Raw genomic sequence first — 16971 nt, 5'->3', positions numbered from 1 at the left:
CGTGTAAGTCCGGTTCGGGGGCGAGTGTTTGGAAACCTAACGTAGCAATACGATAAGGCGCTGGATGCTTAGCCTACTTAAGACCGTGAGAAAATTTTTCGGAGAGGCGATTGTCGTCACGCAGGAAGTGGACGACATCATCCAGTCACCCGTGGTCAAGGAAAGTATCATCAACAATTCCGACTGTAAAATCCTGCTTGACCAACGCAAGTACATGAACAAATTCGATGACATTCAGGCAATGCTCGGACTGACGGAAAAGGAAAAATCCCAAATCCTTTCCATCAACATGAACAACGACCCGTCAAGGCTTTACAAAGAAGTATGGATTGGCTTGGGCGGTACGCACTCCGCAGTTTATGCCACGGAGGTCTCGCTCGAAGAATATTTAGCCTACACCACGGAAGAAACCGAAAAAATGGAAGTGATGCAGCTTGCCCACGAACTGGGTGGCAACGTGGAGCAAGCCATTAAGCGCATCGCTCTCGGGCGGCGTGAAAAATCAAATAATTATTAATCATTTAAAAATCAGAAACAATGAAAAAAGCAATGTTACTGGTGTGTACGGCATTTATGCTCGCCGTTGCACCATCCGCAAAAGCACAATGGGTAGTAGTTGACCCGTCAAACCTTGCATCGGGCATCATCAACTCCGCAAATGAAATCGTGCAAACGTCCTCCACCGTGAGCAATGTGATTAAAAATTTCAAAGAGGTAGAAAAGGTGTATAAGCAGGGTAAGGAGTACTACGACAAACTGCAAGCCGTAAATAACTTGGTGAAAGATGCCCGCAAGGTACAACAGACGGTTTTACTCGTGGGCAATGTCTCCGAAATGTATGTCCAGAATTTCGGCAAGATGATGAACGACCCGAATTTCAGTCCGCAGGAATTGTCGGCAATCGCCAACGGCTATTCTGCGCTCCTGAATGAAAGTACCGAACTATTGAAAGAGTTGAAACAGATTATCATGTCATCTTCTCTTTCCCTGAACGACAAAGAGCGTATGGACATCATAGACAGGGTGTACAAAGAGGTAAAAGACTACCACAGCCTTGTCCGCTACTATACCAATAAAAATATCTCCGTAAGCATTTTGAGGGCAAAGAAGCAGAACAACACCAAAAGGGTGCTGGAACTGTACGGAACCGCAGAACAAAAATATTGGTAAGCTATGGAATGGAACAATCTTCACGAAATGCTGCGCAGCCTGTATGATGAAATGCTGCCATTGACGGCAGATATGGCGGCAGTGGCAAAAGGCATCGCCGGATTGGGCGCACTGTTTTATGTTGCGCTAAAGGTTTGGCAGGCATTGAGCCGTGCGGAACCAATAGACGTATTTCCTTTGCTCCGTCCGTTTGCCATCGGGCTTTGCATCATGTTTTTCCCGACAATGGTATTGGGTACTATCAATGCGGTCATGTCGCCAGTGGTGAAAGGCACACACGCCATGCTCGAAGACCAGGTACTTGACCTGAACAAGCTGCAACAGCAAAAAGACCAATTGGAAAGGGAGGCCATGCTCCGCAACCCCGAAACGGCTTACCTCGTAAGCGATGAGGAATTTGATAAGAAGCTGGACGAATTGGGTTGGTCGCCATCCGATTTGGCAACCATGTCGGGTATGTATCTTGACAGGCAAGCTTACAAGATAGAGAAAGCCATAAAGGAATGGTTTCGCAACCTGCTGGAAATACTGTTTCAGGCGGCGGCATTGGTCATAGACACCATACGAACATTCTTCCTTATCGTGCTTTCTATATTGGGGCCGATAGCCTTTGCTATAAGCGTTTGGGATGGTTTTCAATCCACGCTTACCCAATGGCTTACCCGATATATCAGCGTTTACCTGTGGCTGCCCATATCCGATATGTTCAGTTCCATACTGGCAAAGATACAGTCGCTCATACTGGAACGGGATATTGAAATGCTTGCCGACCCTACGTTCATCCCAGACACTTCCAACACGGCATACATCATTTTCATGTTGATTGGCATCGTGGGCTACTTCACCATTCCAACGGTGGCGGGCTGGGTAATACAGGCAGGGGGCGCAGGGAACTTCATGCGTAATGTAAATCAAACGGCAACAAAAACCGGAAACCTTGCCGGAGCCGGAACGGGAGCCGCCGTTGGCAACATAGGAGGCAGACTAATGAACAAATAATAATCATCAATAAAAATGGAATTTAAGACTTTAAGAAACATCGAAAACAGTTTTAGGCAGATAAGACTGTATGCTATTGTCTTTGCCGTTCTCTGCATCGCAGTGGTGGGATATGCCGTTTGGCAGTCCTACCACTTTGCGGAGTTACAACGGCAAAAGGTGTATGTACTTGATAACGGCAAATCGTTAATGCTGGCGTTATCACAGGATGCAAGCATTAACCGACCCGTGGAAGCCCGTGAACACGTAAGGCGTTTCCATGAGCTGTTTTTTACCCTTGCACCCGATAAGAATGCTATCGAAAGTAATATGAAGCGGGCTTTTAACCTCGCTGACAAATCGGCTTTCGACTACTACAAAGACCTTTCGGAAAAGGGCTATTACAACCGTATCATATCGGGCAATGTGCAGCAGCGTATCGAAGTGGATAGCGTGGTCTGCAACTTTGACAACTATCCTTATGCGGTGCGCACCTACGCCAAACAGTTCATTATCCGGTCAAGCAATGTTACAAGGCGCAGCCTTATAACTTCCTGCTATCTCGTGAACTCCGTCCGCTCGGACAATAACCCGCAGGGCTTTAACATCGAAAAATTTGCCGTGCTGGAAAACAAAGATATGGAGGTCTTAGAACGCTAAAATCAATTTTATGGAAGCATTATCAGATTTAAACACGTTTGCCAAAATCCTTACCGACAAAGGGTATAGCGGCTATTTCCATACGCAGGGTGCGTATGCCGGAAAACTCAAAGACAGCATAGGCGAATATCTCGAATGCTACCGGAAAGGTACGGAGGGAACACCTAAACCCGTACTGCTGCTGACGGGCTATCTGCAATGGGTTGGCGAAGACAAACCACGGGTAGAGTGCAGTATGTGGGTCAAGCTCCTGAACGGAAAATTCTTCCTCCAAAAAATGGAAGTGGCAATAAGATACCGCTTTGGGCAATTGCTGAAGCAATCTGAACTGACAAACCTGTCAGTGATTACCGCACCAAAAGCAAAGGAGGCTATTGCGATGGTCAGCGATAGCCCTGTACAAAAGGTTGCATCCCGGAACAAGCGTGTCAGGCACTAAATGAAAAATGGTCGAAGCATGAAAAAGTTGAGAACAACAATCAGTAATTGGTTCGATAGGCTCGATGACAGGTGGCGGGCGATGCCTGTTAAAAAACAGCACCGCTATACGCTGTTGCTCTTTGCAGGCTATGCTTTATTGTCTGTTATCGTGCTGATAAAAGTATGCTACGATGTAGCACAGTCCGACAATAACATAACGATAGAGCATATCGAAAACCCGATTATCAGGCAAAACAAGTCCCCGATATTCCCACAGGACAGTATAACAACAATTTTAAAACGTAAAATGTATGAAAGATAGCGAAAACAAAAGAGTGAGTTTTCTGGTCGAAGACGATGAGAAAACCGGAACAGATGCACCGAAAGACGGTGCGCAGAACAAAGCCGAAAAGCTAAAGAAGCCCATCATTTTTGCCCTTATGGGCGTGGTGTTCCTCGGCTGTATGTACCTAATCTTCAAACCATCCTCCGATAAGAAAACGGTTGAGGATATTGGTCTGAACGATGCCGTACCGCAGGCTACGGATGCAGGTCTGCAATCCGATAAGCAAAAGGCTTACGAACAGGAAATGCTCGAACAGAAAATGCAGGAAAAGCGCAATTCGCTCATGTCATTGTCGGATTATTGGAATGAGGACAGTGTCACCGATGAAGAAGCCGCAATTCCGGATGAGGATTACGAAGCCGGATCTGCTGGCGGAGGCGGTACACGCAGGGGCGGAAATCCGGCTTTGAACAGTTACCGGAATGCACAGAGTACGCTGACCTCGTTTTATGATAACAACGATTACGAGACACAGGAACTCCGCAGGCAAATTGATGAACTGAAAGAGCAATTGGCCGAAAAGGACGTACCACCAAACAATACGGTACAAGACCAATTGGCGTTGATGGAGAAGTCTTACGAAATGGCAGCCAAATACCTGCCATCCAACAATGCAGCGCAATCCGGTCAATCCGATACGGTTCTTCCATCAAGGGGAAGCACACAAAAGGAACATTTTGTAGCGTTCAAGCCTGTCAGAAAAAATACCGTATCAGCCCTGTACCGTGAGCCTACCGACAGTGCATTCCTTGCAAGCTGGAACGAAAACCGGAACAGGGGATTTTACACAGCCGGAACAAGGGAACAGGTCTTACAGCCCAAAAACAGCATCAGGGCAATCGTACTTGAAACGCAGACCGTAACCGATGAAAGCGGGGTACGGTTGCGTTTACTGGAAACTGCAAAAATGCCAGCCCACACTATCCCAGCAGGAATGGTTCTGACCGCTAATGCGAAGTTTCAGGGCGGCAGGCTGCAATTGAAGGTAACATCCATTGAATTTGAGGGGAATATTATCCCCGTGGATATTACCGTCTATGATTTGGACGGACAACAAGGTCTCTACGTACCGTACTCTCCCGAAATGAATGCGCTCACCGAGATAGCCTCCAACATGAGCCAAACCTCCGGTACGTCCATCATGATGACCCGCTCAGCCGGACAGCAGGCAGCAGGTGACCTTTCCCGTGGCGTGGTGCAGGGTATATCGGGTTATTTCTCCAAAAAGGTGAGAACGCCGAAAGTCACCGTCAAAGCCGGTCATCAGTTATTCCTTGTTTCAAAAAACTAATGTTCAACATTCAAAAATCAAAAAGAAAATGAAAGCAATATTTAAAAGCCTTTTGGCAGTGGCCTGTTTGATAGCCTTTACTGCCAATACCAATGCACAGCAGGCTGCATCCAACACCGGGAAATTAAGCATGGGCAAGGTGGAGCCTTACGAAATGCAGGTAACGTACAATAAGACTTCGCACCTGATATTCCCGGCGGCAATCCGCTATGTGGATTTGGGTAGCGAATACCTGATTGCGGGCAAGGCGGAAGATGCCGAAAACGTGCTGCGTATAAAAGCTGCCGTTAGGGATTTTGAGGAAGAAACCAATTTTTCGGTGATTACCGATGACGGGCGTTTCTACAACTTCAACGTCTTTTACAGTGCCTGTCCCGCAAGCATGAATTATGACCTCCTTACGATGCAAAAGGCATCAGACAGGGAAAACGCTAACGATGTGCTGTTTGAGGAATTGGGTAGCAATTCGCCATCGTTGGCCGGATTGCTTTTGGAAACCATTTACAAAAGGAACAAAAGGATTGTAAAGCATATCGGCTCGAAAAGCTACGGTATCCAGTTTCTGCTGAAAGGTATCTACGTCCATAACGGTAAATTCTATTTCCATACGGAATTGCGCAATAAAAGTAATGTGCCGTTTCAGATTGACTTTGTGAATTTCAAGGTCGTGGACAAGAAAGTAGCGAAACGCACCGTAGTACAGGAAAAGCCTATGATACCATTGCGTATGTACAAACCGCTTGACGAAATCACGGGCAATGCCACTGACCAAAACGTGTTCCTGCTTGACCAATTCACGATAACGGATGATAAGGTTCTGATTATCGAAATCTTTGAAAAGAACGGTGGCAGGCAGCAAACGCTCCAAATCGAAAATTCGGATTTGGTACACGCCAAGCTGGTAAACGATATGCACCTAAAAATTAATTAACCTAAACTGAAAGAACGATGATGAAATACATTTTTGCCGTGATGCTCACCATGTTAAGCATTGCGGCAGCACAGGCACAAAGGATGATGCCCCAACAAAAAGGGCTGGAATTAAACGCAGGGTTGTTGTCAAAAGGTATAAAGGACAATTACTACCTGAATTTGACCCTGACCGTAAACGGAAAAAACGGCAGCTACTGGATATGGGGTGCGGAATATACACATCAGTTTTCCGGTTACAGGGAAATACCGATACCGCTCGAAACCTATACGGGAGAAATTGGGTACAGTCTTCAGCTATTGGGCGATGCAAGAAAGACATTCACTGTAAATGCAGGCCTTACCGCAGTTGGGGGCTACGAAACCATTAACCGGAGTGAAGCAATGTTGTATGACGGTTCTAAAATCCTCGATAAAGACAATTTCATCTACGGAGCCGGAGGGCGATTGTCCTTTGAGACTTATTTGTCCGACCGATTTGTGCTGCTCCTGCAAGGTCGTACCAAAGTATTATGGGGTACGGATTTAAAACAGTTTCGCCCATCCGCAGGCGTTGGGCTAAGGTTTAACTTTTAAAATGAACAATAATGAAGCGAATATTGAATAGAAACAAATTACTGTGGCTGCTTGTCCTGGTCTTGACAAGTGCCACTACATTATCGTCATGCGATAAGGACGAATTGGAAATACAGCAGAACTACCCGTTTGAGGTCAAAGTGATGCCTGTTCCGGGAGACGTGGCAAACGGACAGACTGTTGAAATAAGGATTACGATTGAGCGGAGCGGGAATTTTAGCGATGCGGAATACTATATACGCTATTTCCAATATGACGGGCAAGGTACATTGCGGTATTACAATGAACCGCCTTATCTGCCCAATGATTTGTATCAGTTGCCAGCTACACAATTCAGGCTGTACTACACCTCACAATCTGCCGTATCGCAGTCCTTTGATATATGGATAAGCGACAATTCCGGTAATGAAAAACAGGTCAGTTTTCAGTTTAACAGTAGCGACTAAGAAAGCGGTTCTGCCAATCAAGAATAAAAAAGTCGTCTGACCCATAAAGTCGGGCGACTTTTTTGCATTTTGCAAAACGGGTTATCATTGTTCTGCAAAATATTCTGCCGCTATCCCGCTAATCCCCATGCTAAAATATTTTCTTTCCCCGTTCAATGCTTTTACGGCGGTTATTATCTCATCAGGGTCGGCATATTTCAGCACGTAGCCCAAAACGCCCGCTTTCAGCATATCCGTGACGCTTTTCTCGTTATCATCCATACTTGAAATCAACACTTTCAAATCAGGGTGCTTTTCGAGCAGCAATTTAGCGGTTGCAAAATCTTCTTCCACGATACACACATCGGGCAAACCATCGCTGGTTATCCTTTCGAGGGCTTGTAGCCCGTTATCTGCCTGAAAAAGTACCGTGAAGCCTGCATCTGTAAATTGCTTTACGGACATATCCCGAAGCTGCGCATTGCCGTCAATGACAGCTATCTGAATTATATTATCATTACTCATAATCACTGCTTTATTTTTGATTTTTAAACAATTCTTTCCAACCGCTGCCAGAATTGGCAGCGGTTGGTTCTTCCTTTTTTGCTTTCTTGTTCTCTATATACGGTATATTATGGGCAATTAACCAATTGGGAAAATCGTCCGTATTATCAGGGGTGAAATGTATAAGGTCACTGCTTTTGAGGGATATAATAAAGCAGTCAATAGCAATTGCAAAAGCCGATAATTCGGAGGTGGGAAAAGCTAAGGCAGGATAGGTATTGTTTGCAGTGTCCATAATATCCGTTTTTTATAGCGGCTGCCTGTAATAAAAAAGCGCAGGCAACTACACTTACCGACATTAAGGCACTGGTACGCCTCTCTCCGAATAAGCGAGCGCCCACGCCATAGCATGAGCGTTCTTACTTATTGCCTCGGAGATATAAAAATTACCAGTTTCTAATGTCGAGACTTAAAGCAAAAACACTTTAAGATTTTTCTATATTTTCAGTAGCAAAGATAACAATGTTGGCTCTTTTACACAACCAGTCTTTGTCTTTCCGCCTACTTATTCTTTGGAGGTATAGTTTTGTTCCAAGAGGGTCAGAATATCGCTTTCCCTGTAAATAATCTTACCGCCTATCTGTATATACGGCAGGATATTGTCATCACGGTATTGTTGCAGTGTACGTTTGCTGATATGCAGTAGCTTACATACATCTTCCCCCGAAAGGTATATTTCGCCATTCATTACAGGGCGATAGTTCTCCAGTATCAACTCCATCCGTGTACGGAGTTCCTCAAACGTTCTTTTGTAGCAGGCTATTTCTTCCGCATCGTTGTCAAAAAGTTCCATACTCATTTGTTTGGGTTGGGAGCATCAGAAACGAGCAAACGCTGTACGTCCGAAAGTTTATAATAATTCTTGCGGTTCAATTTTGAAAAGGGCAAAAGCCCTTTGTCCTTATGGGATTGCAGGGTACGTTTGGTAATGCCGAGCATCAGGCACACCTCCTGATTATCCAGCCATCTTTCCTCATTAAAAATCCCTTTATACGCCTCGCTTGCATTTGTGGTAAGCTGTAACAGTTCGTCCAGCTCTGCGGTCAGTTCTTTAAGAACGGACTTCGGTCCTGTTCATCAACCCGCAAATTTAGCCTTATTTATTGACGGGTGCAAGAAAAGGCATCCGATTTATGGTTTTTTAACATAATCCACCGTCAAAGTCTCCTGCTTTTTTTGTATAGGAAGCAACACATACCAATAGCAAAAAAAGAGATGGTTGTACATCTCTTTCTACTTTGGCGGCCTGAATGCCCGATATGAAAATGTAATGGTCAGTGCGGTAATTTTTCCCTCAACAGTCCATATACCCACGTACCTGCAATGGCACTCAAAAGGGTGACGGCAATAACGGTTGCCCCTGTTCCTATCTGTGCAAACAGTGGGCCGGGGCAGGCTCCGGTAATTGCCCAACCGAAACCGAAAAGCAGCCCGCCGTAAATCTGCCCTTTATTGAACTTCTTGGGCGCAATGGTAATGGGTTCGCCGTAGATGGTCTTGATGTTGAGTTTCTTAATCAACCATACGGAAACAATGCCCACTACCACGGCACTGCCGATGATACCATACATGTGAAAGGATTGCAAGCGGAACATTTCCTGTATGCGGAACCAACTGACCACTTCGGCTTTCACGAATATGATACCGAACAATAAGCCCACTATCAGGTATTTTATATTGTGATACCATTTGTGTTCCAAATGGCTTTCGTTTACGCACATGGCATCCAGTGAGCGTACTTCAAAATCTGTATTCGTCTGTGTATTTTGCTGCATTTCGTTTTCGTTTAAAGTGAAAGGATGAGTGGTAAAATCAGGTTGGCCACAATGAAACCGCCGACCATGAAACATATCGTGGCGACCAATGACGGCCATTGCAGGGTGGACAATCCCATGATGGCATGTCCGCTTGTACAGCCACCTGCATACCGTGTTCCGAACCCTACCAAAAAGCCACCGACCACTATCATCAAAAAGCCTTTCAGCGTAAAGAGCGATTGCCAGTTCAGGATGTCTTCGGGAACCAGGTTGTTGTAATTGGTAATGCCGTAGCCTGCCAGTTCCGTGGCTAATTTGGGGTTGACCTCAACAGGGTTCGGATTTGCCAACAGGTTGACGGCGATTGCCCCGCCCAAGAATATGCCGAACACGAAAAACAGGTTCCATACTTCTTTTTTCCAGTCATATTTAAAAAACGGGATGCCCGCAGGCACACATGAAGCACAGATGTGCCGCAGTGAGGAACTGATACCAAATGATTTGTTCCCCAAAATCAACAATGCGGGAACGGTTAAACCGATTAGTGGCCCGGCTACATACCAAGGCCACGGCTGTTTAATAAATTCTATCATTATCTTATTTTATCTATTTTCGTTAATCAATCGTTCCAATTCATTTGCCGGGAAGATACCCGACTGCCGCCAACGGATTTCCCCGTTTCTGAAAATAATAAGCGTAGGTACACCCCGTACCTGATAGGCCGATGCCGCCTGCGGGTTTTTGTCCACGTCTATCTTAATGATGTTGGCCTTATCGCCTACACGGTTTTTCAATTCCTCCAAAATGGGTGACATCATTTTGCAGGGGCTGCACCACTCGGCAAAAAAATCTACCAATACAGGCTTGTCCTGATTTATGATTTCCTGAAATGTCATACCGCCTTGCTTTTGTGTTTCTGAAACATTGAAAATAAAAGTGCGCCCATTACCGCTCCGTAAACGGTACTGTTATACGGATTGGAGGTAATGGCGCAAGTGCCAGTATTGCACCCCACAAATTTCCAATAGAGGTAACCTGCGGCTGCCCCGGCAACTATGCCAATGATTATAAGCAGGCTTCTTTTAGTGAACTTCTTCATACGTTGTATCTTCTATTTTTTTATTGCTTCGCCGTGAAACGGGCGTATTGCAGCCGGAGACACCGCAACAGCCTATGTTGAACAACGGCATTAGGGAAAACAGTGCGCCCAACGCAACGAGCAGCCACTCATTTGCCTGAAAGCCCTGCACCATAACGATGATGCCCAATGCCAAGCGCACTATGCGCATCAAATTCCAACCGTTTAAAATGCTTTGCTTCATTGTTTCTTCTTTTTAAAAGTGTTGATACCAAACGGGAAGTACAGGGGGCAAAAGCTGACGAACGATGTAAGGACAAAAGCGATTGCCAAAATGCCCAACCCGATTGCCCAAGTTCCCGAAATAACGTTAGTGAAATACAATACTGCGATAACAACGGCTATCCCGATACGGATGCTTTTGTCTGCTGTTCCCATATTCTTTTTCATGGCTGCTGCTTTTTTATCAGATTAATAAATACTTCCGAACCCTTTCTTGGCGGGATACTGTTGTAACACCCGTCCATTGTATTGATGATAAAATGCGGCTCAAAAATGGGTATGTATTCGCAAGGGCAACCGCCGAACGGTGGAAAGGGCTGGTCGAATTGCTTATCGAACAGCACTCCGATTATTTTACCGTTCTCATGGAGCAATGAGGCCGTTTTTTGGGCATACGCTTTTCGTCTGCCCGGTGGGATGGCACAAAAAAATGTTTGCTCGATGATTAAATCGTATTTGCCCTCATGACCGAAAAAATCCCCGCACAGCACCTTTACCTGTGGCGTACCGGAAAATTTTTCTTTCAACGTTTCAACGGCTTTAGGTGCAATATCTATCAGGGTGATGTCCGTAAATCCGGTGGCAACAAGATATTCCGCTTCATAGGCATTGCCGCATCCCGGAATAAGGATAGCCGCATTTCTGTCCGGGTATTGTTTCATATACTCCGTAATGGCGGGCGAAGCCTGACCAATGTCCCAACCTGTTTCGCTGTTTTCCCAGCGTGTGTTCCAATACGATTGGTCAAGTGGCGTTTCGCACTGCGTCACGCAGCATTGTATGTCTTTTTCCTTTTTATCCATTTATCGCCTGATTTACATTTTGCCACGTTCCGCCATTGATGACCTGCTGAATACCGTTCTGCTCCAAAATACTTTTAGCCTGCCCGCTCCGGTTGCCGCTTCTGCAAAACACCACGATGTGTTTCTTGCCTTTGAACTTCGGTAACTCCTGCGGCACTTTGTCCAGCGGAATGTTGACCGCTCCTTTTACGCTTCCCTCCGCAAACTCGGCAGGTGTGCGCACATCGACTAAGAAAGCCCCGTCTTTTATAGCTTCGGTAAGCTGGCTGTTATCTGTGTTGCCGAATAAGGCTGAAAAAAATCCCATAGTTGTTTATTTTAAGCGTCCGTACACGATGCCTCTTTGCATCCAATTGTTTTACCCTGTGCCGCTAACCATTCTTTCATCCCGCCGGAAAAATTCTTTACGTTCTCAAAACCGTTTTTAGCCAGTATGGAATAAGCTACCGCTGAACGGTCGCCAGCCTGACAATGGATGACTACCTGTTTTTCCTTGCTGATTTTATCCAAGTTGTCGGGCAGGGTTCCGACAAAAACATTGTCTGCTCCGGCTACGTGTGCTGTTTCATATTCGGTTGCGCCCCGCACATCTACTACCTGTACATCTTCTTTTCCGATGTAGGTTTTAAATTCGTCCAGAGCAATCACGTCTGCTGTTTGTAGCTCTATGCCCAAATCATGCACATCGGAAATATACCCGTAGATATTATCCAAACCGATGCGCATCAGTTTGCGGGTCAAGTCTTCGATTTGGCTGTCATCACAGACCAACATAAACTGCTGCTGGTAATTGAGCAGCCAGCCAGCCCATGTTGAAAAAGAATTATTGCCCTGTATGTTCAGGCTGCGGGGTATAAACCCTGCGGCAAAATCGGCTTTATTCCTTGCATCTATAATTGTCAGTCCATTTTCATAGGCATGTATAAATGCTTCTTTGGACAATCTCGGGTGCTTTGGCACTTCCACCAGCAACGGACGGTTCACTTTGTTCAGGTGCTTCATCATGGCAAAATATTTGGGAGGTTCGGGCTGGTCTGCCAGCAGATAGTCCGTAAATGCCTGTTCGTCCTCACCGTAATGGAACGCCCAATTGCGGATTTTTTCGTAACCCACCGTAGAACTATGTACCGCTCCCAACGCCTTTCCGCAGGCCGAACCCGCTCCATGAGCCGACCATACCTGAACGTATTCGGGAAGTGCGGCAAACTTTTTCAATGATTGGAACATTTGTTTCGCTCCGGCCTCTTTCGTACCGATAAGCCCTGCGGCTTTTTCCAAGAGGTCAGGACGGCCAATGTCGCCAACAAACACGAAGTCACCTGTAAATACCATAACTGGCTTGTCCGTTGCCGGGTGGTCGGTCAGCAGAAAGCTGATACTTTCGGGTGTATGCCCCGATGTATGCAATACCTCCAATGTAAGGTTGCCCACCCTGATAATATCGCCGTCTTTCAATCCGTTGTGCGGAAACTGGTATTGCCAGTCTTCGCCTCCCTCATCTGAAAGGTACATGGTTGCCCCGGTCACTGCCGCCAGTTCCCTTGAACCGCAAAGGAAGTCGGCATGGATATGGGTTTCGGCGATATGCGTAATGCGGAGATTATTCTGTTTTGCAATCTCCAAATAGACATCAATATCCCGTTGTGCGTCAATCACAATGGCCTCTCCGGTGGCCTGACAGCCTATTACGTAACTGCCCTGCGCTAAACTCTTATCATAAACGTGTTGAAAAAACATAGCCTTTATTTTATGTCGTTAATATTATTTTATACTGCAAATTTCCGCACTTTACTTTCCCCGTACAGCTACTTTGGTTACACAGCGATGGAAAGGCCGAACTATTTATCTCCTTACATTTCCCCTTTCATCATTTTGTTCCAATACAGGTAAGGAAGTCCGTATTTTTTGAGCAGCCATAGTCGCCAATGTTCTTTGTCGCTGTTGTTTACCAGCATATATTTCAGCATGGGGTCGGGCGTAAATTCATTCTTGTAATTAAATTCAGCCAGCACCATTTTTCCGTAGCCTGTTACGAGCGGGCAGGAAGAATAGCCCTCATAGCCCTTATTGTTTGCGGGTTTGTTGCTTAACAGGTTCAGTATATTATCCACCACTACGGGAGCCTGCTTCCTCACCGCCGCTCCCGTTTTTGCGGTAGGTAAACCCGCCACATCGCCCAAGCCAAAAACATTATCGTACTTTTTGTGCTGCAAGCTGTTGATGTCCACGTCTAACCAGCCCGTTTCATTGCATAAATCTGATTTCAGGATAAATTCGGGTGCGGTTTGGGGCGGTGCAAGGTGCAGGAAGTCAAAAGGAACCGCCAGCAAATTGTCTGCGGTTAACGTTGCGCCGGGTATGGTCAGCAAGCCTGCTTTCTTATCATCGGGTGTAGCATCCTTGAAATAAACCAATCTTTTGTCCGCATCTATTTTTACGGGCGTATGGTATAGTCTAAGATTGACCTTATAACGGTCAATGACACGCATCAGCGTATCGGCAACGGATTTCACCCCGAAAATGACCGTACCGGGTGTTGCGAAAACCACGTTCGTTTTATCGGATATGCCTTTCCTGCGGAAATAATCGGCTGCAAGGTACATGGCTTTCTGCGGCGCACCGCCGCATTTGATGGGTGTGGCGGGTTGTGTGAAAATGGCATTTCCGCCCTTGAAATTTTGCAGGCATTTCCAAGTGTATTCAGGATTGATATAATTACTGCAAGCCACCCCATTGTTGAGGGCATCTTCCAAACCATCAATCAATGAGAGGTCATATACAAGTCCGGGGGCGACCACCAAATAATCATAGCCGATGCTTCCGCTTTTTTCGGTTACGACTTTGTTTTCATCGGGAAAGAGAACCGTTGCCCTGTCCTTAATCCATACTACTCCTGAAGGGATGAGCGATGCTTCGCTTCTTTTGGTCTTGCTCATGGCATAGGTTCCCGCACCTACCAATGTAAAAGCCGCCTGATAATAGTGTGTTTCGGATGGTTCTATAATGGCTATGGATAGGCTTGCCTGCTGCTTCTTTAATTGCGCAGCGACCATAATGCCTGCCGTGCCGCCGCCTATAATCAATATTTGATAAGGATTTTTCATCTTAATATAGTTTTAAAGCCAAACTAAATTGTGAAGTAATTTTTTATTGTACAGCTACTTTAGTTACACAAGCAAAAAAATTGGCTTGTTCCCCTTTTAGTCTTTGGGAGGTGATTGCTTGCGGTTCTTCCATTGAAAGGTTACGTTCAGGTAGATGTTATGCTCATGCAACTTTTCATCGCTCGTTACGAGCAAGCGGGAAAGGTTGATATAGCCCATGTCAAATTTCAGGTTGGGCAATACGCTGTATTCCATATTGAGCATAACCCTGTTGTGGTCATAAAAATGTGCGATGCCTGCGCCCGACACGTTCACGAATAATTCATCGTAAATGCCCGATTTCAACCTGTCGGTTAAATCATAGCGAAAACCAAAACGGTTCCTTAAACGGTTAATGTCCGATTGGGGATTTTCAAACACCCGGTACTCGATGGCGGCTCTGTCCACCACATAGAGATTTTTAAAGACCCTGTGCTGTAAATCAACAGCAGCCGAAAAACGGATTTCACTATTGGGATTTGCCGTCACATCGGTGGGCTGCTGGATAATCCTGTAATGGGAAAAGTAGGCGAAAGGCGAAACGGAGATTTTTATATTCCTGTTATGCTGGTAGTGTATCCAATTCCTGAACGTGAACATCAGGTTCCTGTCCAACATATCGGAATTGCCCAACCCGTTCTGCCGCCTGTGCTGGAACTCTGCGTCAATCCTGAATTTTTCCCCGGCGGGAATGCTCAACGTGCTACGGAACCAGGCGTTGTAATGCTGCTGTGCCTGCATGGTCTGCGCAATGCAAAGCCCTGCTGCCATGATAAGCAATGGTTTTAACCGGGAAGCCATAACCGTTCCGTGGATTATAAAAGGGTTTCTTTGAGAATGATGTAAACCCCCATTATCAGCACGAACCACCCGAATGCGGGCTTTAGCTTCCTGCCGTCAATTTTTGTTGAAATGTAGCTGCCTGCCAATATGCCGATGATGGCAAGTGCCGTAATCATCAGGATAAACCCCCAATGGATGGCGATATGGGATAGGGAAAATAAAAAGCCTGCCAGCGAATTGATGGCGATGATGACCAAAGAAGTGCCGATGGCTGTTTTCATCGGAAGCCTCATGAAGTTGACCAATGCGGGGATAATCAGGAAGCCCCCACCCGCACCAACCAATCCCGTAAGCATCCCTACAACCGTTCCCTCCGCAAGCACCAAAGGATAATTGTATGGCTGCTGCTTGGTGGTTTCTTCCATTGTTGTTCTTCCGTTTTTAATCATGCCGTAAGCGGCGAAAACCATAAGCAGGGCAAAAAGCAATAACAGCAGGATACCTTTGGTAAGGGTAAAACTTCCGATACTGAAAACATCCTGCGGAATGGCCGGAACGATATATGCCCTTGTCAGGAAAACGGCTACTGTTGAGGGTATGCCGAAAACGGCTACGGTCTTCATATCGACCAGCCCTTTTTTAAAATAGGAGAAAGAACCCGCAACGCTCGTGGTTCCGACAATAAAGAGCGAATAGGCTGTTGCCAAGACCGCATCCACATGAAATAAATACACTAAAACGGGAACGGTGAGAATACTGCCGCCACCGCCGATTAGTCCCAATGATACACCTATAAAGATGGATGCTATATAACCCGCTATATCCATAGATTTCTGAAATTGATACCGCAAAAGTGCATCAACTCAAAAACCTGTACAGCTACTTTGGTTACATAAGGGTGATTTTGTTACGGCCAAGCTGGACAGCCCCGCTTTCTTCCAGTTGCTTCAATAGCCGTGAAACCACAACACGAGCCGTACCGAGTTCATTGGCCAGTTGCTCGTGGGTGATAGGGATTATTTTGGACTGTGTAAGTTCCGATTTCTTTTTGAGCAGGGAGAGTAAGCGTTCATCCACTTTTTTAAAGGCAATGGCGTTGACGATTTCCAGCAATTCTTCAAAACGTTTGTGGTACAGACGAAAGATATAATCCAGCCATTGCGGGTGTTCTTTAATGAACAAGGTCACTTTATCCATAGGAAGAAAAAGTATTTCGGCATCTTCCTCCACTTCGGCTTTTACTTTGCTCGTCTCATTGTGCATCCCGCCAAGAAAAGACATGATGCAGCTTTCACCCGCCTTGATATAGTACAGCAGGATTTCCCTGCCGTCTTCTTCCGTCCGTATTACTTTCATCATTCCTTTAGTCACAATGGGGATGGAACGGATATGGGCGTTTTCATTTAGAATAACGCTCCCGGCTTCGTACCGCTTCTGTATGCTGTGCTGATACAGCTTCTCCACCAATTCAGGTGATGACTTAAATTCTGATATTTGCCCTAAATCTTCCATTGTACTTTTTACCATACAATAATACGCAAAAAACTTTGATTGCAGGTTGGCCTTGATTATCCCTGCTGTACCAAGTGCTGCAAATCCGGGTCATTCTTGATGCGCTCCATTTCGTTTTCAACGATGTTCATAACATCCAGCTTAATCTGTTTGTAATTGGCTTCAATCTGCTGTTTCATATACTCTAATAAATTACAAGTTTCTAGGCCACTATTTTTTCGGAGCCGTTTACATTTTTGTTAATTTCTCTTGG

The 16971-nt window shown here is 45.7% G+C and carries 27 protein-coding genes and 1 pseudogene; 10 read left to right on the top strand and 18 right to left on the bottom strand.

Annotated elements, in window-relative coordinates:
* Positions 1 to 43 precede the first annotated feature (43 nt).
* From EPX21_RS22395 to EPX21_RS22350, 10 genes and pseudogenes are all read left to right on the top strand, one after another.
* Positions 44 to 517, top strand: a pseudogene (locus EPX21_RS22395) (TraG family conjugative transposon ATPase); the annotation flags it as partial.
* A 20-nt stretch (positions 518 to 537) separates the two neighbouring features.
* A complete protein-coding gene (locus EPX21_RS22390; protein WP_134092120.1) occupies positions 538 to 1170 on the top strand; it encodes a DUF4141 domain-containing protein in 633 nt (210 codons plus the stop codon).
* A gap of 3 nt (positions 1171 to 1173) precedes the next feature.
* On the top strand, positions 1174 to 2169 hold the full coding sequence (gene traJ / locus EPX21_RS22385; protein ID WP_134092119.1) for a conjugative transposon protein TraJ: 996 nt from the start codon (positions 1174 to 1176) through the stop codon (positions 2167 to 2169).
* Positions 2170 to 2184: 15 nt separating this feature from the next.
* Positions 2185 to 2808, top strand: coding sequence for a conjugative transposon protein TraK (traK, locus tag EPX21_RS22380; protein ID WP_134092118.1), 624 nt, complete (start codon positions 2185 to 2187; stop codon positions 2806 to 2808).
* A gap of 10 nt (positions 2809 to 2818) precedes the next feature.
* The gene (locus tag EPX21_RS22375; protein WP_134092117.1) at positions 2819 to 3247 is read left to right on the top strand and encodes a hypothetical protein; all 429 of its coding nucleotides are present in this window, start codon (positions 2819 to 2821) and stop codon (positions 3245 to 3247) included.
* 18 nt (positions 3248 to 3265) lie between these two features.
* Entirely contained in the window at positions 3266 to 3550 is a 285-nt protein-coding gene (locus EPX21_RS22370; RefSeq protein ID WP_134092116.1) for a nitrogen regulatory IIA protein, read from the top strand.
* Positions 3540 to 4865, top strand: a complete 1326-nt coding sequence (gene traM / locus EPX21_RS22365) for a conjugative transposon protein TraM (RefSeq protein WP_134092115.1) — start codon at positions 3540 to 3542, stop codon at positions 4863 to 4865. The genes EPX21_RS22370 and traM overlap by 11 nt, the downstream gene beginning before the upstream one ends.
* A gap of 28 nt (positions 4866 to 4893) precedes the next feature.
* Positions 4894 to 5796, top strand: coding sequence for a conjugative transposon protein TraN (traN, locus tag EPX21_RS22360; RefSeq protein ID WP_134092114.1), 903 nt, complete (start codon positions 4894 to 4896; stop codon positions 5794 to 5796).
* A 17-nt stretch (positions 5797 to 5813) separates the two neighbouring features.
* The gene (locus EPX21_RS22355) at positions 5814 to 6371 is read left to right on the top strand and encodes a conjugal transfer protein TraO (RefSeq protein WP_134092113.1); all 558 of its coding nucleotides are present in this window, start codon (positions 5814 to 5816) and stop codon (positions 6369 to 6371) included.
* 11 nt (positions 6372 to 6382) lie between these two features.
* The gene (locus tag EPX21_RS22350) at positions 6383 to 6817 is read left to right on the top strand and encodes a DUF3872 domain-containing protein (protein ID WP_134092112.1); all 435 of its coding nucleotides are present in this window, start codon (positions 6383 to 6385) and stop codon (positions 6815 to 6817) included.
* An 84-nt stretch (positions 6818 to 6901) separates the two neighbouring features.
* On the opposite strand, the gene EPX21_RS22345 is transcribed toward EPX21_RS22350, so the two are convergent.
* The 18 genes from EPX21_RS22345 to EPX21_RS23340 all read right to left on the bottom strand — a co-directional run bounded on the left by EPX21_RS22345 (position 6902) and on the right by EPX21_RS23340 (position 16897).
* Positions 6902 to 7321 carry a response regulator transcription factor gene (locus tag EPX21_RS22345; RefSeq protein WP_134092111.1) on the bottom strand — a complete coding sequence of 140 codons (420 nt, stop codon included), beginning with the start codon at positions 7319 to 7321 and terminating at the stop codon, positions 6902 to 6904.
* Between the two features lie 10 nt (positions 7322 to 7331).
* A complete protein-coding gene (locus tag EPX21_RS22340) occupies positions 7332 to 7595 on the bottom strand; it encodes a hypothetical protein (RefSeq protein ID WP_134092110.1) in 264 nt (87 codons plus the stop codon).
* A 270-nt stretch (positions 7596 to 7865) separates the two neighbouring features.
* Positions 7866 to 8153 carry a helix-turn-helix domain-containing protein gene (locus EPX21_RS22335; protein ID WP_134092109.1) on the bottom strand — a complete coding sequence of 96 codons (288 nt, stop codon included), beginning with the start codon at positions 8151 to 8153 and terminating at the stop codon, positions 7866 to 7868.
* 2 nt (positions 8154 to 8155) lie between these two features.
* The gene (locus EPX21_RS23195; RefSeq protein WP_255502283.1) at positions 8156 to 8323 is read right to left on the bottom strand and encodes a helix-turn-helix domain-containing protein; all 168 of its coding nucleotides are present in this window, start codon (positions 8321 to 8323) and stop codon (positions 8156 to 8158) included.
* A 311-nt stretch (positions 8324 to 8634) separates the two neighbouring features.
* On the bottom strand, positions 8635 to 9135 hold the full coding sequence (locus EPX21_RS22325) for a DUF6691 family protein (protein ID WP_134092108.1): 501 nt from the start codon (positions 9133 to 9135) through the stop codon (positions 8635 to 8637).
* 11 nt (positions 9136 to 9146) lie between these two features.
* Positions 9147 to 9710, bottom strand: coding sequence for a YeeE/YedE family protein (locus tag EPX21_RS22320; protein ID WP_134092107.1), 564 nt, complete (start codon positions 9708 to 9710; stop codon positions 9147 to 9149).
* A 9-nt stretch (positions 9711 to 9719) separates the two neighbouring features.
* Positions 9720 to 10013 (bottom strand): thioredoxin, encoded by a 294-nt coding sequence (trxA, locus tag EPX21_RS22315; protein ID WP_134092106.1) that lies wholly within the window; start codon positions 10011 to 10013, stop codon positions 9720 to 9722.
* A complete protein-coding gene (locus EPX21_RS22310) occupies positions 10010 to 10216 on the bottom strand; it encodes a DUF6132 family protein (RefSeq protein WP_134092105.1) in 207 nt (68 codons plus the stop codon). Before EPX21_RS22310 ends, trxA begins: the two co-directional genes overlap by 4 nt.
* Positions 10200 to 10439: a hypothetical protein gene (locus EPX21_RS22305; protein WP_134092104.1), complete on the bottom strand. Its 240-nt coding sequence runs from the start codon at positions 10437 to 10439 to the stop codon at positions 10200 to 10202. The genes EPX21_RS22310 and EPX21_RS22305 overlap by 17 nt, the downstream gene beginning before the upstream one ends.
* Positions 10436 to 10645, bottom strand: coding sequence for a DUF2892 domain-containing protein (locus tag EPX21_RS22300; protein WP_134092103.1), 210 nt, complete (start codon positions 10643 to 10645; stop codon positions 10436 to 10438). The genes EPX21_RS22305 and EPX21_RS22300 overlap by 4 nt, the downstream gene beginning before the upstream one ends.
* Positions 10642 to 11280, bottom strand: coding sequence for a methyltransferase domain-containing protein (locus EPX21_RS22295; protein WP_134092102.1), 639 nt, complete (start codon positions 11278 to 11280; stop codon positions 10642 to 10644). The genes EPX21_RS22300 and EPX21_RS22295 overlap by 4 nt, the downstream gene beginning before the upstream one ends.
* On the bottom strand, positions 11273 to 11587 hold the full coding sequence (locus tag EPX21_RS22290) for a rhodanese-like domain-containing protein (RefSeq protein WP_134092101.1): 315 nt from the start codon (positions 11585 to 11587) through the stop codon (positions 11273 to 11275). The genes EPX21_RS22295 and EPX21_RS22290 overlap by 8 nt, the downstream gene beginning before the upstream one ends.
* Before the next feature lie 11 nt (positions 11588 to 11598).
* Positions 11599 to 13017 carry a rhodanese-like domain-containing protein gene (locus tag EPX21_RS22285; protein ID WP_134092100.1) on the bottom strand — a complete coding sequence of 473 codons (1419 nt, stop codon included), beginning with the start codon at positions 13015 to 13017 and terminating at the stop codon, positions 11599 to 11601.
* A gap of 113 nt (positions 13018 to 13130) precedes the next feature.
* A complete protein-coding gene (locus tag EPX21_RS22280) occupies positions 13131 to 14384 on the bottom strand; it encodes an FAD/NAD(P)-binding oxidoreductase (protein ID WP_134092099.1) in 1254 nt (417 codons plus the stop codon).
* A 96-nt stretch (positions 14385 to 14480) separates the two neighbouring features.
* A complete protein-coding gene (locus EPX21_RS22275) occupies positions 14481 to 15194 on the bottom strand; it encodes a DUF2490 domain-containing protein (RefSeq protein ID WP_240768768.1) in 714 nt (237 codons plus the stop codon).
* A 44-nt stretch (positions 15195 to 15238) separates the two neighbouring features.
* Positions 15239 to 16033, bottom strand: a complete 795-nt coding sequence (locus EPX21_RS22270) for a sulfite exporter TauE/SafE family protein (protein WP_134092097.1) — start codon at positions 16031 to 16033, stop codon at positions 15239 to 15241.
* A gap of 61 nt (positions 16034 to 16094) precedes the next feature.
* Positions 16095 to 16733: a Crp/Fnr family transcriptional regulator gene (locus EPX21_RS22265; RefSeq protein ID WP_240768767.1), complete on the bottom strand. Its 639-nt coding sequence runs from the start codon at positions 16731 to 16733 to the stop codon at positions 16095 to 16097.
* Between the two features lie 41 nt (positions 16734 to 16774).
* On the bottom strand, positions 16775 to 16897 hold the full coding sequence (locus EPX21_RS23340) for a hypothetical protein (protein WP_255502281.1): 123 nt from the start codon (positions 16895 to 16897) through the stop codon (positions 16775 to 16777).
* Between the last annotated feature and the right edge of the window lie 74 nt (positions 16898 to 16971).

Source organism: Olivibacter sp. XZL3 (assembly GCF_004368405.1).
Lineage (GTDB): Bacteria > Bacteroidota > Bacteroidia > Sphingobacteriales > Sphingobacteriaceae > Olivibacter.
The sequence above is the reverse complement of the archived record's forward strand: the minus strand, read 5'-3'. Positions and strand labels throughout refer to the sequence as shown.

Bases quoted from the DNA above. Each gene is read 5' to 3' on its own strand.
- EPX21_RS22390 (WP_134092120.1), top strand. From the start codon at position 538: ATGAAAAAAGCAATGTTACTGGTGTGTACGGCATTTATGCTCGCCGTT.
- traJ (WP_134092119.1), top strand. From the start codon at position 1,174: ATGGAATGGAACAATCTTCACGAAATGCTGCGCAGCCTGTATGATGAA.
- traK (WP_134092118.1), top strand. From the start codon at position 2,185: ATGGAATTTAAGACTTTAAGAAACATCGAAAACAGTTTTAGGCAGATA.
- EPX21_RS22375 (WP_134092117.1), top strand. From the start codon at position 2,819: ATGGAAGCATTATCAGATTTAAACACGTTTGCCAAAATCCTTACCGAC.
- EPX21_RS22370 (WP_134092116.1), top strand. From the start codon at position 3,266: ATGAAAAAGTTGAGAACAACAATCAGTAATTGGTTCGATAGGCTCGAT.
- traM (WP_134092115.1), top strand. From the start codon at position 3,540: ATGAAAGATAGCGAAAACAAAAGAGTGAGTTTTCTGGTCGAAGACGAT.
- traN (WP_134092114.1), top strand. From the start codon at position 4,894: ATGAAAGCAATATTTAAAAGCCTTTTGGCAGTGGCCTGTTTGATAGCC.
- EPX21_RS22355 (WP_134092113.1), top strand. From the start codon at position 5,814: ATGATGAAATACATTTTTGCCGTGATGCTCACCATGTTAAGCATTGCG.
- EPX21_RS22350 (WP_134092112.1), top strand. From the start codon at position 6,383: ATGAAGCGAATATTGAATAGAAACAAATTACTGTGGCTGCTTGTCCTG.
- EPX21_RS22345 (WP_134092111.1), bottom strand. From the start codon at position 7,321: ATGAGTAATGATAATATAATTCAGATAGCTGTCATTGACGGCAATGCG.
- EPX21_RS22340 (WP_134092110.1), bottom strand. From the start codon at position 7,595: ATGGACACTGCAAACAATACCTATCCTGCCTTAGCTTTTCCCACCTCC.
- EPX21_RS22335 (WP_134092109.1), bottom strand. From the start codon at position 8,153: ATGGAACTTTTTGACAACGATGCGGAAGAAATAGCCTGCTACAAAAGA.
- EPX21_RS22325 (WP_134092108.1), bottom strand. From the start codon at position 9,135: ATGCAGCAAAATACACAGACGAATACAGATTTTGAAGTACGCTCACTG.
- EPX21_RS22320 (WP_134092107.1), bottom strand. From the start codon at position 9,710: ATGATAGAATTTATTAAACAGCCGTGGCCTTGGTATGTAGCCGGGCCA.
- trxA (WP_134092106.1), bottom strand. From the start codon at position 10,013: ATGACATTTCAGGAAATCATAAATCAGGACAAGCCTGTATTGGTAGAT.
- EPX21_RS22310 (WP_134092105.1), bottom strand. From the start codon at position 10,216: ATGAAGAAGTTCACTAAAAGAAGCCTGCTTATAATCATTGGCATAGTT.
- EPX21_RS22305 (WP_134092104.1), bottom strand. From the start codon at position 10,439: ATGAAGCAAAGCATTTTAAACGGTTGGAATTTGATGCGCATAGTGCGC.
- EPX21_RS22300 (WP_134092103.1), bottom strand. From the start codon at position 10,645: ATGAAAAAGAATATGGGAACAGCAGACAAAAGCATCCGTATCGGGATA.
- EPX21_RS22295 (WP_134092102.1), bottom strand. From the start codon at position 11,280: ATGGATAAAAAGGAAAAAGACATACAATGCTGCGTGACGCAGTGCGAA.
- EPX21_RS22290 (WP_134092101.1), bottom strand. From the start codon at position 11,587: ATGGGATTTTTTTCAGCCTTATTCGGCAACACAGATAACAGCCAGCTT.
- EPX21_RS22285 (WP_134092100.1), bottom strand. From the start codon at position 13,017: ATGTTTTTTCAACACGTTTATGATAAGAGTTTAGCGCAGGGCAGTTAC.
- EPX21_RS22280 (WP_134092099.1), bottom strand. From the start codon at position 14,384: ATGAAAAATCCTTATCAAATATTGATTATAGGCGGCGGCACGGCAGGC.
- EPX21_RS22275 (WP_240768768.1), bottom strand. From the start codon at position 15,194: ATGGCAGCAGGGCTTTGCATTGCGCAGACCATGCAGGCACAGCAGCAT.
- EPX21_RS22270 (WP_134092097.1), bottom strand. From the start codon at position 16,033: ATGGATATAGCGGGTTATATAGCATCCATCTTTATAGGTGTATCATTG.
- EPX21_RS22265 (WP_240768767.1), bottom strand. From the start codon at position 16,733: ATGGTAAAAAGTACAATGGAAGATTTAGGGCAAATATCAGAATTTAAG.
- EPX21_RS23340 (WP_255502281.1), bottom strand. From the start codon at position 16,897: ATGAAACAGCAGATTGAAGCCAATTACAAACAGATTAAGCTGGATGTT.